The following is a 13,913-nucleotide window of genomic DNA, read 5'->3' as shown; positions in this document are numbered from 1 at the left end:
GAGAGTTTATGAATAAATGTACTTAAACTAACGGGTGCTTTAGTAAAAAAGAGCAACGTCTATATAGACTTTGCTCTTTTATATTTAAAAGTATTTCTGATAATACTCTTTCCTTAACCTTCCACTCAACTGAGCATAGATCTTGGTGGTTTCACTCTTCTCATGCCCCATAAGACTTTGTATAACTTCAATCGGAGCTCCATTATTCATTAAATGAGTTGCGTAACTGTGTCTAAGTTGGTATGGATGAATTTCTTTATTAATTTCAGCTCGATTAGATATCCGCTTGATGATGTATCTCATTTGGGCGACACTCATTTTATGTGTCTGTCTTGCTGTCACAAAGATGGCTGAGTTATGGTCATTACGGCTTTCCATATAGCGTTTTAGCCATATGTCACAACGTGTATTAAAATAAACCTCCCTTTCCTTATCGCCTTTTCCTCTCACGATCGCAGATTGATTGGACCAATTAATATGGTTCTTTTCTAACGCAACTATTTCTCCAATTCGACAACCCGTAGAAAACATGAATTCAAAAATCGCTTTTTCTATTGGGGAATGACAGGATTCACGAAGGTGTTCAATCTCCCGTTCGGTTAAATACTTGGGTATCCGCTTTCCTACTTTGGGTTCTTTAATTTTAGAAGTTGGATTCTTACTCAGGAAGCCTTCTTCATGAGACCAACGAAAAAATGATTTCATAAAGCGGATACGATGTGCAAGACTGGCCGGTTTTAAATGCTTGCCGGATATAGCGAGATATTCCTTCAGTTGATTTGTATCCAGTAATGCCATCTCTACATCCTTAAAATAACCAATTAGTAGCAAAGACTGTAACTGGTAGGCCCTCAACGTTTGTGGCGAGAAGCCCTCTATTCGTTTATCAGCTTCAAACGAAGACCATGCTTTTGACAGTAACAATTCCATTCCCCCTAAAATGTAATATTAAAAGGATTATTGCCAACTTAATAGAATAATAGACATAAAGAGTTTTTTTACTGACGATGAATGTTAGTTTGAATAAGACGTTATTATACGCATAATTAACTCATAAGGAGCGCGATAAATGGATGAAAAAAATAAATGAAATCCTTGATATTCTTATTAATAAAGGTTTGATAATAAATGATGGTCTGGAATTAAAGCAATTAAGAAGTGGTACAACCGATGGTGTTCTATATACTCTCTCTGTGAAAAAAATGCCCACCTATGTGATAAAAATTGATAACCCTAAGATAATAAATTCAACTCAGGATTTTCTTTTGACATATAATGATGTGAAATTGATGCCTGATGTTCTTTACACAGACGATAAAAAAGAATTTATTGCCTACTCTTATATTGCAGGAGAGACACACTATAATAGGGGATCTAAGATGGAATGGATGACCATTTTAATAAATGACCTATTCAATAAATACAAAAAGGTTGACAGTGACATTCCATGGGGAAGAGTTAATGGCATACATAGAAACTCATGGTCAGACTTTAATCAAAGTAGTTTGGAGTCTGCCCAAAATAACATAGGAGACCTTTTGACAAGTGAGGACCATAATAGAGTGGAGTTTTTGGTAGATAAATTGAATACTTATCATTTTCAACACGAGAAGTATTATCTACATGGAGATACTGGTGTTCATAATTTTGTATATATGGAAAAACAATTAAAAGGAGTTATTGACCCATCTCCATTAATCGGTCCAAAAGTTTATGATTTTACATATGCTTTCTGTTCTTCTCCTGATAGTTTAGATTTAAAAACGCTTTTGTCAGCATTTTCCCTGTGGAATAATAATTCTTCCTTTACTAGTGAACAGCTTTTAAATGAAGTTCTTTTTCAGTTATATACACGAATTGGAGTTTGTATTAAAGTTCATCCGCACGATCTAAATGATTATTTGGAAGCGTGGAAAGAATGGAGAAAGTACCTTCCCGCTTTCTGATGACGGCATACTTCTTCAACTAAGGAGGGCTTTATTTCGAGAAGGTGTAAAGCTATTTTCTCTTATTGAACTAACGGGGCAGGTTAGTTTAAGAAGAATATTATCTATACATTCAGGGGGGATACAGTTATATGGCACATCCATATGAATTATTTGAAGGAACACCTTTATGGGAAGTTATTAATAAAGGAATTGATGATCTTGTTGAAAATAATGACATTGAAGAAACGACTCAAAGAGAATATATAGTTGGCTATCTTTGCAAGTTAATAAAAGAATTAGAAATAGAAAAATGAGTAGTCCTTCTTCAACTAACGCAGCAGGTTAGTTGAAGAAAGAACTGTTAAGTTTTTGATGACTTTGCTATTCTTATTTTAATGTTTCCAAAAGAAAGAGTTGAATAAGGTGAATGAGTTTAAAATAGTTGGTAAACAAGGGTTCATTCGAATTGAATTAAATGAAGTCTATGGTTTCCCTAATCAAACAAGCTATTTAGGTGGTTACGATGTAAAAGGGAAAATTGAAATTAGAAGTGGCAATTATTACGTTAAAGATGCTGAACTATGGTTTTCAACTGGACAAGTATACGAGTTCTTCATTCAGTTGCAAAAATGTAATAACAACTTAAAAGGAAATGCTACCTTTTCAGAATCAGAAAATATTCTCAAACTTGACCTTAGCTTTAATAGGTTGGGTCAGATAAACATTCAAGGGCATTTTCAAGAATTAGCACACCAAGAAAATATTTTGCAATTTGAGATTGAAAGTGACCAAAGTTATTTGGAATCAACAATACAACAGTTGAAAAATATTGTTGACCATTATGGTAACTTAAAAGGTAAAAAATAAGTCATTTCTTATTCACTAAACGGGTGCTTTAGTTAAGCAAGTGGCTGCCTGTAAGGGTAGCTTTTTCTTATTGAATTAACGGGTTAGGGGAAATTAATCTTATATTAGAACGGATGTGGGGTAATTATGTCTGAATACATTATTGATTTAGATAACGATTTTGATAAAGAAGAAGCTTTTGAAATAACAGGAGACAACATTGCATTAGTATCCGTTATGGATACTAGCGGAAATGATATAACGCCGAATTGTAGAGTACAAATTACTCTAAGTAAAAATGCTTTACTCGGATTAGGTACTGAGTTAATTCGTTTAGCACACGATTATGGTAATGGAAAGCACTTCCATATAGAACCGATAAACAAAGAATATGTAATGCAATCTAAAGGAATTATGCTTCACCCAGAGAGTTGTGAACTTATATTAGGTTGTGGCGATTTCGATTCATTTACTGAATATACAAAAGAAGAGGTTTAATTGAGATTGTGAAACAGTGTACTTAAACTAACGGATGCTTTACTTCAAGAAGGAGTAAAGCCTTTTTTTCTTATTGAACTAATGACGCAGGATAGTGAAGGAAGGGGAATTTTATGAAGAGTAAAAGAATTTTATTGTCGGCTATAACAATTTCTGTTGCCTTTTTGATTGTTTTTTTAATTTATAATTCTTTTTCGTCTGTGTTAACTGTAACTGATTTTACTGTCACTGAAAAAGGGTATTCTAACGATAACAATGAAGCATGGATAAAGGGATTTAACCCCAATGCCCCAGTGGGACATCAAGAAGAGATTAAAGTAATTGTTAGGGAACCAATGGTAATGAATTTAATTCAGAAAGATAAGACATACTTCGTAAGATACACGATAAAAAGAAATGGTTTAATTTTTCTTAGTGATATTGAAACTATTGAGGATCACAAATAAGCTTAGTTATTCACTAACGGGTGCTTTACTTCAAGAAGGAGTGAAGCCTTTTTTCTTATTATTATATTGGTTTTTTTCAAAGAAGAAAAAAGAAAGTTAATTGTAACTTAGGTATTATAATCTCTAACTAATGTAGGTTAGAATTTCAGGTTCTTATTAAACTAACGGGTGCTTTACTTCATGATGGGGTAAAGCATTTTTTCTTATTGAACTAACGCAGCAGGTTAGTTCAAAAAGTATGTTTTAATAATTAAGATGCTCTATAATCAGGTTATCTATATTATCAAGAAGGATGATTTTTATGATGATCGTACAGGACTTATTTCAACTTTCCGTTTTTAAAAATTTTTCAGTTGTGGCAGGCTACAATGGCTTACATAAAAAAATCATAAATGTAGGTATTTTGGATTATGAATTTTCTGATGGTGTTCAGCCAATGGGAGAAGATACTTTTGATCCTCATAGCCTTGTACTAAGCAGCTTGTTATTTGCTAACCAAAAACCGGAAATATTAATCGAGTCAATTGAGCAGCTCATTAAGTTCAAGGTGAGTGCCTTAGCCTATAAGGCGGTTTTTTTCAAAGATTTACCGGACGAGGTCCTACATTTCGCAAATGAGCAAGATTTTCCGATTTTACGTTTTGGTGGAAATGAATTTTTTGAGGATGTCATTTTTGAAGTGAAGAATTCTATTAAAAATAGGGAAGATGACCTCATTATACAAAATATCATGCGATGTTTGATCGAAAATGAGATATCCGAGCTACAACTACAGTCCTTCTTAAAACAGATGAATAAACCATTTGAAAAATATGTATTTACCGCAAATATTCAAATGATCCAATCCAAGAATCCTCAGTGGATGGGCTCCTTCCTTCAATTCCAGTCATTTTTGAAGTCAGGTATCGTCTGCCCCTATAAAAATAGTATTCAAATCCTGTTGACCGACAAATCAGAGCAGCTCCAATTTACAAAAATATTAAAGGAATGGATGGACCTATATAGAATTCCAACCGATGGGCTTACAATTGGTTACGGTAAAGTCCACGAGACACATACAGAACTTCATCTAGCTGTCAGAGAAGCTTACTATGCAAGGATAATGGCTGACATTGAAACGAAGTCTGTTTGTAATTATGCAGATTTGGCATCAGAACGGCTTCTAATAGAGCTATATCGAAAGGATGCACATTTCACGAGTAGCTATGTGAAAGAATATTTGGGACCACTTCTTACTGAAAATACAGATAAGGATTTACTACAAACCGCGATTACATTTGTGTTAAAGAATGGCAATGTGAAAGAAATAGCGGAGGCACATCATTGTCATCCCAATACTATCCGTTATCGCATGACGAAAATACGTCATGCGATTGAGCCTTTTGGTAACGAGTTTGTTTTTTATGAGAATCTATCCGCTACAGTAAAATTGTACTTACTCCATAAAACAATCGAAGGAACCCCTTTGGATTGAGTACAAAAATAAGCTGAAAATTTTAGAATCACTATCAAATTATTGTTTTTTCTCTTGTGGTATTCTTGGTTCTAGTCAAGGAGGGAAAGAGATGAAACAATATATAGGTGATGGAATGCTATTGGTTACAGCGATTATTTGGGGCAGCGGATTTGTTGTAACCGATATTGCATTGCAATATTTAACTCCATATCAGGTAATGTCTGGAAGGTTTGTTTTAGCTACACTTTTACTTATAATGCTATTTGGATTCAAACTCAAAACACTTAACAAATCCGTCGTGTTGAAAGGAACCATACTTGGCATATTTTTATTTCTGGCCTTCGCTTTACAAACGATCGGTTTGCAATATACGACACCTTCTAAGAATGCATTTTTAACTGCCGTCAATGTTGTGATTGTACCTATAATTGCATACCTACTGTATAAGCGAAAAATTGATCGATATGAAATGGTCGGATCAGTCATCGCTATTGTAGGGATTGGCTTATTATCCATTCAGAGTTCTATGACCGTAAACATAGGAGATGTATTATCGCTTGCGTGTGCAGTAGCTTTTGCTTTCGATATTTTTTATACAAATCGCTTTGTCAAAAAGGAAGATCCTATATCACTTACCATAGTACAGTTCCTATCGGCTTCCCTATTAAGTGTAGTTGCTGTCCTAATTACAGGAGATATACCTACATCTTTGGAAAGTAAAGGCGTTTATTCGATTTTGTATTTAGCAGTCTTTTCAACGATGATTGCCTATCTTTTTCAAAATAAAGCACATCAATATACCACAGCTACAAAAGCAGCCATTATTTTATCAACAGAATCTTTTTTCGGGATGTTGTTGTCAGTATTATTTTTACACGAAGTACTGACCGGTCGTATGATTATGGGAGCGGTATTAATTATGATAGCAATCTTAATTGCTGAGCTGAAGCCATCCATCAATAAAAAAAAATCTGTTAAAAACGTCTAGGAGAGCAATAAACTATATTAAGAGTATCGTAAGTAACCCTTTATTGGATTCTTACCTGAGCATATAGTGAAACATTTTACTTAAACTAACGGGTGCTTTACTTAAATAAGGAGTAGAGCATTTTTTTATATTCTTAATTCAAGATAAACACCAATTTAATGAAAAAATAATATTATCTAATACATCAACGACTGTACCGACAGGAATCTCAATTAGAGGTTTTTTCCAGAGTACTAAAAATTGATTTTATAGGTGTTCCATTATAGTTTTAAGCACCAAACAGAGTTGCGATAATATCTTTCGTTTGGTAGAAAATGCGAAATAGCTGGGACAAAAAAATGAGGATTGTGTTATCGGGCATATAGCTTACAAAAATTAATTATTGGGTCCTGATTAGGAACCTAATGCGTCACAAAAGAAAAAATACTACGAGAACCTCTATTGGTCTTTCCACAGATGTATCTTTTATCCCTAACGATATTATTCTTTATACCTATAAAATAGGAATTAATTAAATCTATTAATAATTATTTGCTTATACCGATAGTTATATTATATATAATTTAAAGGAGACCCTAATGGATATAAGTGAGATTATGAAAAAAATTAATGAAAACATGGAAAAAATGGATTTAGTAGCTGCCAGAAGATTGATAGAGCATAATTTAGATTTAATAAATGAAAACAGACATCTTCTTCGAAGAAACGCAAGATCCTTATTTGAAATACTTCATAATACGGAATCAGTAATCAATACATTAAATCGTAGAGAGATGAATGTTATTTACTCAATTAATGCTCATGCTTCTAACTTTGATATTCGGGCATTAAAGCTTGCAATTAAAAATAATAGTGAACTTTTAGTTAGAAGAGGTATAAAACACTACTTAAATGAAGATGCAAAAACTTTATTAGCTGGTATGAATGTCATTAACGCTGATGAATAAATGATTGTTTAGAACGTCCACACGGGCGTTCTTTTTATTTGTATTAGATAGAGAAAGGGGGATATGTGAATGACATCGGAGGGGAAAACAATGCTTAATCTAACGGGCAGTTTAGTTTGAATAAGAGAAGTGGAGATGGAATTTCGCATTTGACAAAAAAATTGAACCAATTGAAAATGACGCTAATGGATTGTTAAATGAAGTATCACATATTTTAATTATAGATGATTCATTGCTTTAAAGCTATTACGTCCCTAAAGGTTACTTGGATTAAAAATTTTAAGTTTCATTCTCGTCTTTTAAAAGAGCCAGTGCTTCACGAAGGAGAATTATATCTTGAAGAATTTGTTTTTTTACTGATTCATTAGGACACTTGTCATAGTCAAATAACAATTGTTTGAGTTCCTTTGTTAAGAGTTCCATAAGCTTATTCTCCTTCAAGACAGGTCTTAGTTAGTAGTATGAACTATTTTCCTTAAAAGAAAAAGTAAAAAGGTATTTTACATACTTCTTTTTAATGTAAAGGCGATTCAAATATAGATAACTGGATTGGAAATGGAAATACAAATAAAAAAGACCTTCCTCTTATACCTAAAGTTGATAATCAGTTTTAGATGGAATAGTGAAAAAAAGAGTAGCTTTAGCTACTCTTTTTTCAAATAAATTTTAAGAAATAGATTCCATATTTTCCAGGTTCCATTTAAAAGTTTCGAATTAGATTATTTGTTTTTTATCAAGAATACGTATTTCTACTTTTGTCTTTAACACAATTCTCATAGGAATTATATTTGAAATAGTGAACTACACATGAATGTTACATATAATTTATTAATTTTATTATGTACAAGTAAGGTCATACGTACAGTTAGTGGGAGAAATTCTAAATATAATGAGTAAGTGAAACCAAACTAACACCTATATTCTATGTACCTCATCACAAAGAATATTCTCTATCTTAAACAATTTCCTAACGCTATTTGACTATTTATATATTTTATTACTATTAAGCAAAGGAGGGGAGAAAATGGGTAATGACAGTAAACATAATAAACATAATAAACATGAAACACTAAATGCATTAGATAAAAGAGTATCAACACTGGAAGAGTTATATGAGAATATGGAAAAGCAACAAGAACTATTGAATGAAATTCTATTGGAAATTAGAAAAGGTCCTCGACCATCAGAATCACTTTTTAATATTATGAAAGATTTAGACTTGGATATGGAGAAAATTATAAAGGTTGCTACATTTATTTGGCGTATATATACCGATAGTAATGAAGAGAAAATTTAATTATTTTTGTTCGGCAAGATAGTTGTCCATATTATTTCTGTTTAACAAGAATAGTTTAATAAAGTAAGCTTACAAAATTTATTTTAAGGAGTGTGAATTATGACTAATAGCGGCGGATACGGTTCTAGCTTTGTATTGATCGTTGTATTGTTTATTTTGTTAATTATTGTTGGAGCATCATTTTAATAAACATTAATAAATATAAGTTGTTAGAAATGAGAAAGAAGCTGATTTATAAATCAGCTTCTTTCTATGGAAATTGTGAAGATTTATACTTAAACTAGCCTACTATACGAACAGGAAAATAAGGTGTTCTTTTAGGAAACTTCCAAGTTGTAAATAATGCTTCGCATTGTACTTACAAAGGCAATATAAAAAAAAGAACAAGTGCGAAGAATTAATCGAAACCGGAGATTAGAAAGTAGTGTTCTTCGCACTTGTCATATTCAACAGTAGCCCCTTATATCAAATAAATGAAAGGAAATTTGAAGCTTAGCTATAGGAGTAAATATTACTTAATACTTCTTTGCAAATACCTTGTATATATTTATCTTTGAAATTTTTGGGACTTACCAACTTGTCATATGTACGATCTTGAAACAATTGATACGCCATAAGTTGTTCATAAACTTTAAAAACTCAAAAAACGGGTCATCCATTAGGTGATGATGTATTAAATGCTTTTTATAATTTTTCATCTCTTTTAAATGGCTGATTTTATAAAATTATTTACATTGTTATTCAACTAACGGGTGCTTTACTTCAAGAAGGAGTAAAGCCTTTTTCTTATTGAACTAAAGCAGCAGGTTAGTGAAAGAAGAGTATCTTGGATAAAATAAAAAATCCTTTTCTACATGTTAGAAAAGGACACATAAAGATTTTTAGGAGCATTAATAAAGAAAACTAATCGTAGTTAGCCATGTAATTACCTTCTTCAAATAATTCTTTCGGACTTTTGGATGTCCATTCCTCTACTGTCGTATTTGGATGCAATTTTAAGTAAGATCTAATCATTTTATAACCTTCACTATAGCCATGATAGTCAGGTAAACCACTAGAGCCACCTATTACAAACTCAGTGGAATTAATACTCTCAAGATATGTTTCAATCCTGCTCCAATATTCTTTGTTATATGTCTCGTCAAGCACATAAGTGGTACTATTTATATCGGGATACACTAAGGTTTCAAACATCACGGCCTCTCCTTCCATTATTAATTGATCTAAAACTGTCATAAAATAATCCTCCGAATAATGTTTTTCGGTCCAAACACTATGATGATATTCATGAGAAATACCTGATTTAAAATAATTATCAAAGTTCGTGAAAAATACTGTGATTTTTCCTGATCCGGCTGCCATCATGTCAGAAGGAAATCTTTCATTTTTAGGAAACACACATACGGTTGTTTTTTTATCTGTTGGAAGTATGTCTGAGGACTTATTAAGGGATTCCTCAATTAATTTATTTAAATTATCTTTATTAATATATTTAATTATATTCTTGATACTATTAAATTCACTTTCATCCGGTGTCCATTCAAATTTACTCAATTTTAAGTACTCAGCATCTTTAAAACAAGCATCAAATATAGGTTCGATAATCACCTGTTGATACAACTGGTATGGTGATTCATCTGGATGGATCCTTTACTATTTCAAAATAGTTTTCATACAGCAAGTAAGCATGAATTATATTAAATTCTTGCCATGTATTTGGGTTTTTAAAAGAATAAGATATATTTTGTTGTCCATTTTCCATAATTATATTCTCGTGAGATTGTTCAGTTTGCTTACAGGCTGATAAAATAAAGATTAGAAACATACAAAATGAAATAAAAAATTTATTTGTGATATTCATAAACTTCATCTACTCTTTCAGTTTTGACCTAATTCCTATACATTCCATTTCGCCTAAAAGTTTCATTATTTAATAGCATAAAACAAAACATACTTTTAAGATAATAGGTTGGTTTGGAAAAGTTGTATGGAAGAACTTGAAGAGGGAGACTACCTTTCCAATCATAAATAAGGTCTTTGTGAAATAATGTACTTAAACTAACGGGTGCTTTAGTTAAACAAGTGGCTGCCTGGCTGGTGTTAACCAATTAGAACGAGATCTTATTCATATGCGTCAACGTGAAGGGATTGATCTGGCCAAGAAAGAAGGAAAATTTAAAGACCGATTAAAGAAATATCATAAAAATCATGCTGGAATGAATTATGCAGTGAAGCTATATAAAGAAGGAAATATGACTGTAAATCAAATTTGTGAAATTACAAATGTGTCTAGTGCCTCATTATATAGAAAGCTATCAGAAGGGAACAGTTGATGGGTTATACTAAAAATCGGAAATATATAATAGAAAATAAATTTCATATAGAGGTGAAATTTTATGCCTAAAATTGACAATATGTTAGCAATTCTATGGATGCTTCGTTCAGGTGAAAAAATTACTGCAAAACAAATTTCAGAAAAGTTAGAGATGAATATAAGGACTGTGTATCGTTATATTGATACAATTTCAACAAGTGGCGTACCTATAATTTCAGAACCAGGACATAACGGTGGATACACTTTATTGAACAATTTTATTGAGGCTCCTCTTTTTTTTGATTTTGAGGAGCAAACTTCACTATTTCACGCTGCCGTTTTTGCAGAAGAAGCCGGATATTATGGAGGTGAAGCACTAAATAGGGCCATTTCAAAACTAAGTAAATACTCAAATCAAGAGCAGGAAACAAAGATAAACCAACATTTAACTAGTCTTGAAGTAATAAGTCGATTAAGTTCACTCTCTATGGAACCTTTTTTGAAGGAGTTGGAGCAGGCCGTAGCTGACGGGTACTCAGTAAAAATTCTTTACCATAAAAGTGGCGAAAAGCAATTAAATTATAGATTGGTCGATCCGTACAGAATTATCTATTGGAATAATAAGTGGTATGTGATTGGATTTTGTCATCTTAGGAATGATATCCGTAGTTTTAGAGTAGATCGAATTGAAAGTCTAATGCTAACCGAAAATAAGTTTAACCGGCCAGAAAATTTTTCAGCAAGTGACTTTTTTATAAAAAGTCTTCTTCCAACTATAGAAGATAAGGAAGGGATTATTTCTTTGGTTATTAATGGGGATAAAAGTGTATTGGCTGATATTTGCCAACATTGGTTTTTAGGACATTATTTACAAGAACGGACTTCAAATCAAGCAGTTTTTCTTCTTGAAAAAGATATAATACATACATATGTACCTTATTTACTTTTACCGTACGGTAAATCTATTCAAGTTATTGAGCCAATAAGTCTTAAGAAAAGACTTGTTGAAGTTCTGTCGGAACTAATAAAATTTTATCAAGTATGATAACTTCCCTGACGTTAGCTGTCAGGGAAGTTATTTTATAATAGGCTATATCAATTGTGATTGGAGTGTTATTGTATGCAAACAAAAAAAGTTTATCTTTATGTATTTAATACAATGTCAGACTGGGAATATGGATATTTAATTGCTGAATTAAACTCAGGAAGATATTTCAAAAAGGATTTAGCACCTTTAAAAGTAATTACAGTGGGAGCTAATAAAGGAATTATTACTACCATGGGAGGACTGAGCATAAAACCAGATATTTCCCTTGATGAATGTACTCTTGAGAGTAAAGATCTTTTAATTTTACCAGGAGGGACTACTTGGAGAGAAGATATTCATCAACCTATCTTGGAAAGAATTGGCCAAGCTTTAAAGCTTGGCACTATTGTTGCTGCAATTTGTGGTGCAACTGAGGCCCTCGCGAATATGGGATACCTAGATTCTAGAAAGCATACAAGTAATAACTTAGAGTATATTAATATGGTATGTCCTAATTATAAAGGAGAAAGGTTTTATGAGTTGGGACCTGCGGTATCTGATGCGAATTTAGTTACTGCATCAGGAGTAGCTCCTCTGGAATTTGCAATGGAAGTACTCAAAAAAATAGATGTATTTACACCAGATACATTACATTCATGGTATAACCTAAATAAGACTCATAAACCTGAATACTTCTTCCAGTTAATGAATTCAATAAATAAATGAAGTAACTGAAAAGCTCAATTTCTCTATTTTGATTTGCAGAGAAGCTGGGCTTTTTAATTTGGAATTTCCTTATCGTTGTAAATCCGCATTTTCCTGACGCTACCCCTTAATAAGCAAATTTGGGAAAACTATCAACACGTCACATTGAACCAAGCTAGAAAAAAACTGAAGTTAAGCCATGAAAGAGTAATGGACCTGATTAAATTACATACCAATGAAGAAATCATGACAAAAAAATACTATAAGTGGACAAAAACAAGTAATTTATACAGCTATTTTGCAGCAAACACTTCCAACCATTATATTTGGGCTATAAAAAAATGTGAAGTTATTGCAAATTCTATTATAGAAGAAAAAAAGACAAGTTTGTGAAATAATGTACTTAAACTAAAGGGTGCTTTAGTTCAACACGTGACTGCCTATAAGGGTAGCTTTTTCTTATTAAACTAAAGCAGCAGGTTAGTGAGTAAATTATTTATAAATGTAACAATGAATCCTTTGTATCAGAAAATGCATAAAAGTCAAGTCTTGAAAAGAACATGCGTTCCTTTATATTTGTATCTAGAGACCTTATAAATGAATTAAATTCGTTTGAAAGTAGGTAGGTATATAGTGATGATTGACACACCCAAGATCCCGGAAAATCTAACGGAGAGAAGATTTACAGATATTTTTTACGAAGAAGTTCCTGAATTTGAAATGTGTATGGTTACCGATTCAGAATTTACCGACGAAGCACTTGATCGGCTGCGACTATATAAAACAGTGATTAGGAATTGTAATTTCACAAATACGGATTTTAGCCGAATTGATCTTACCGATGTGCGCTTTGAGAATTGTGATTTATCCAATGCTAATTTAGGTAATGCCTCCATGAATCGAGTTGAGTTTAATTGTAAGTTGCTAGGCAGCAGCCTTACAGAGTCTTATATCGGTAATACAAGATTTGCGGAATCAATTCTTAATATGGTTATGTTCGGTAACTCAAAACTTGAAAAGGTGATTTTTGATGATGCTACGTTAGAAAGCGCTGACCTTTTTGGCTGTAAGCTCAAAAAAGTAGAATTTCTTTCATGCAATCTTAATGGCGCGAGCTTTGAAGAGACACCATTAAAAGGAATTGATATAAGCTCATCCGATTTTGATTCTTTAACGGTTTCAATAGAGAGCTTAAAAGGATGTATAGTATCAACGTCTCAAGCGATACAATTTGCTTCGTTATTAGGACTAAAAATTCAATAGTATTGATACCGTTTAATCCCCTTAACTTCGTACTTTAATTTTAAATGGCTTAAAATGACGTATGAAGGCTTAAAATATTTTGTTTATTATAGGGTAAAAAATAAAATTTTGATGATATTTATGCAAAGTTTTATACATGCTCTAGCAGGTAAGACAGCGCTAAAATACTGTCTTACCATCAATAAATGTAGTGATATT

General features: G+C 32.3%; 17 protein-coding genes and 1 pseudogene. 15 read left to right on the top strand and 3 right to left on the bottom strand.

What is annotated here, in order from left to right; all coding sequences use genetic code 11:
- Positions 1-84: 84 nt before the first annotated feature.
- Positions 85-924, bottom strand: coding sequence for a tyrosine-type recombinase/integrase (locus tag P2Q73_RS14350; RefSeq protein WP_275788416.1), 840 nt, complete (start codon positions 922-924; stop codon positions 85-87).
- 149 nt (positions 925-1,073) lie between these two features.
- Between P2Q73_RS14350 and P2Q73_RS14345 the strand changes: the two genes are divergently transcribed.
- From P2Q73_RS14345 to P2Q73_RS14310, 8 genes are all read left to right on the top strand, one after another.
- Positions 1,074-1,946 carry a hypothetical protein gene (locus P2Q73_RS14345; protein ID WP_275788413.1) on the top strand — a complete coding sequence of 291 codons (873 nt, stop codon included), beginning with the start codon at positions 1,074-1,076 and terminating at the stop codon, positions 1,944-1,946.
- A 131-nt stretch (positions 1,947-2,077) separates the two neighbouring features.
- Positions 2,078-2,242 carry a hypothetical protein gene (locus P2Q73_RS14340; RefSeq protein ID WP_275788410.1) on the top strand — a complete coding sequence of 55 codons (165 nt, stop codon included), beginning with the start codon at positions 2,078-2,080 and terminating at the stop codon, positions 2,240-2,242.
- Positions 2,243-2,351: 109 nt separating this feature from the next.
- On the top strand, positions 2,352-2,795 hold the full coding sequence (locus P2Q73_RS14335) for a WapI family immunity protein (RefSeq protein ID WP_275788408.1): 444 nt from the start codon (positions 2,352-2,354) through the stop codon (positions 2,793-2,795).
- A 126-nt stretch (positions 2,796-2,921) separates the two neighbouring features.
- Positions 2,922-3,272 carry an Imm32 family immunity protein gene (locus tag P2Q73_RS14330; protein ID WP_275788405.1) on the top strand — a complete coding sequence of 117 codons (351 nt, stop codon included), beginning with the start codon at positions 2,922-2,924 and terminating at the stop codon, positions 3,270-3,272.
- A gap of 113 nt (positions 3,273-3,385) precedes the next feature.
- Entirely contained in the window at positions 3,386-3,718 is a 333-nt protein-coding gene (locus tag P2Q73_RS14325) for a hypothetical protein (protein WP_056831965.1), read from the top strand.
- Between the two features lie 301 nt (positions 3,719-4,019).
- Complete coding sequence (locus tag P2Q73_RS14320) at positions 4,020-5,192, top strand: PucR family transcriptional regulator (RefSeq protein WP_275788401.1); 1,173 nt, start codon at positions 4,020-4,022, stop codon at positions 5,190-5,192.
- 91 nt (positions 5,193-5,283) lie between these two features.
- Positions 5,284-6,162 carry a DMT family transporter gene (locus P2Q73_RS14315; protein WP_275788398.1) on the top strand — a complete coding sequence of 293 codons (879 nt, stop codon included), beginning with the start codon at positions 5,284-5,286 and terminating at the stop codon, positions 6,160-6,162.
- A gap of 578 nt (positions 6,163-6,740) precedes the next feature.
- On the top strand, positions 6,741-7,109 hold the full coding sequence (locus P2Q73_RS14310) for a hypothetical protein (protein WP_275788395.1): 369 nt from the start codon (positions 6,741-6,743) through the stop codon (positions 7,107-7,109).
- 279 nt (positions 7,110-7,388) lie between these two features.
- Here the strand turns inward: P2Q73_RS14310 and P2Q73_RS14305 are convergent, their stop codons facing one another.
- Entirely contained in the window at positions 7,389-7,532 is a 144-nt protein-coding gene (locus P2Q73_RS14305) for a hypothetical protein (RefSeq protein ID WP_275788392.1), read from the bottom strand.
- Positions 7,533-8,133: 601 nt separating this feature from the next.
- Here P2Q73_RS14305 and P2Q73_RS14300 point away from each other — a divergent pair.
- A complete protein-coding gene (locus P2Q73_RS14300; RefSeq protein ID WP_275788389.1) occupies positions 8,134-8,406 on the top strand; it encodes a hypothetical protein in 273 nt (90 codons plus the stop codon).
- Positions 8,407-8,505: 99 nt separating this feature from the next.
- A complete protein-coding gene (locus tag P2Q73_RS14295; RefSeq protein ID WP_082461056.1) occupies positions 8,506-8,592 on the top strand; it encodes a YjcZ family sporulation protein in 87 nt (28 codons plus the stop codon).
- A gap of 717 nt (positions 8,593-9,309) precedes the next feature.
- Here the strand turns inward: P2Q73_RS14295 and P2Q73_RS14290 are convergent.
- A complete protein-coding gene (locus P2Q73_RS14290) occupies positions 9,310-9,960 on the bottom strand; it encodes a DUF2268 domain-containing putative Zn-dependent protease (RefSeq protein ID WP_275788386.1) in 651 nt (216 codons plus the stop codon).
- A gap of 536 nt (positions 9,961-10,496) precedes the next feature.
- Between P2Q73_RS14290 and P2Q73_RS14285 the strand changes: the two are divergent.
- The 5 genes and pseudogenes from P2Q73_RS14285 to P2Q73_RS14265 form a co-directional block, all read left to right on the top strand.
- Positions 10,497-10,739, top strand: a pseudogene (locus P2Q73_RS14285) (helix-turn-helix domain-containing protein); the annotation flags it as partial.
- 63 nt (positions 10,740-10,802) lie between these two features.
- The gene (locus P2Q73_RS14280; protein WP_275788384.1) at positions 10,803-11,765 is read left to right on the top strand and encodes a helix-turn-helix transcriptional regulator; all 963 of its coding nucleotides are present in this window, start codon (positions 10,803-10,805) and stop codon (positions 11,763-11,765) included.
- A gap of 75 nt (positions 11,766-11,840) precedes the next feature.
- The gene (locus tag P2Q73_RS14275; RefSeq protein ID WP_056828476.1) at positions 11,841-12,473 is read left to right on the top strand and encodes a type 1 glutamine amidotransferase family protein; all 633 of its coding nucleotides are present in this window, start codon (positions 11,841-11,843) and stop codon (positions 12,471-12,473) included.
- A 144-nt stretch (positions 12,474-12,617) separates the two neighbouring features.
- Positions 12,618-12,845 carry a ClbS/DfsB family four-helix bundle protein gene (locus P2Q73_RS14270; RefSeq protein WP_481747159.1) on the top strand — a complete coding sequence of 76 codons (228 nt, stop codon included), beginning with the start codon at positions 12,618-12,620 and terminating at the stop codon, positions 12,843-12,845.
- Positions 12,846-13,085: 240 nt separating this feature from the next.
- Positions 13,086-13,715 carry a pentapeptide repeat-containing protein gene (locus tag P2Q73_RS14265; RefSeq protein WP_275788381.1) on the top strand — a complete coding sequence of 210 codons (630 nt, stop codon included), beginning with the start codon at positions 13,086-13,088 and terminating at the stop codon, positions 13,713-13,715.
- Positions 13,716-13,913: the final 198 nt, after the last annotated feature.

The sequence above is a fragment of the Bacillus sp. Cr_A10 genome, assembly GCF_029222665.1.
GTDB lineage: Bacteria > Bacillota > Bacilli > Bacillales_A > Planococcaceae > Psychrobacillus.
The sequence above is the reverse complement of the archived record's forward strand: the minus strand, read 5'-3'. Positions and strand labels throughout refer to the sequence as shown.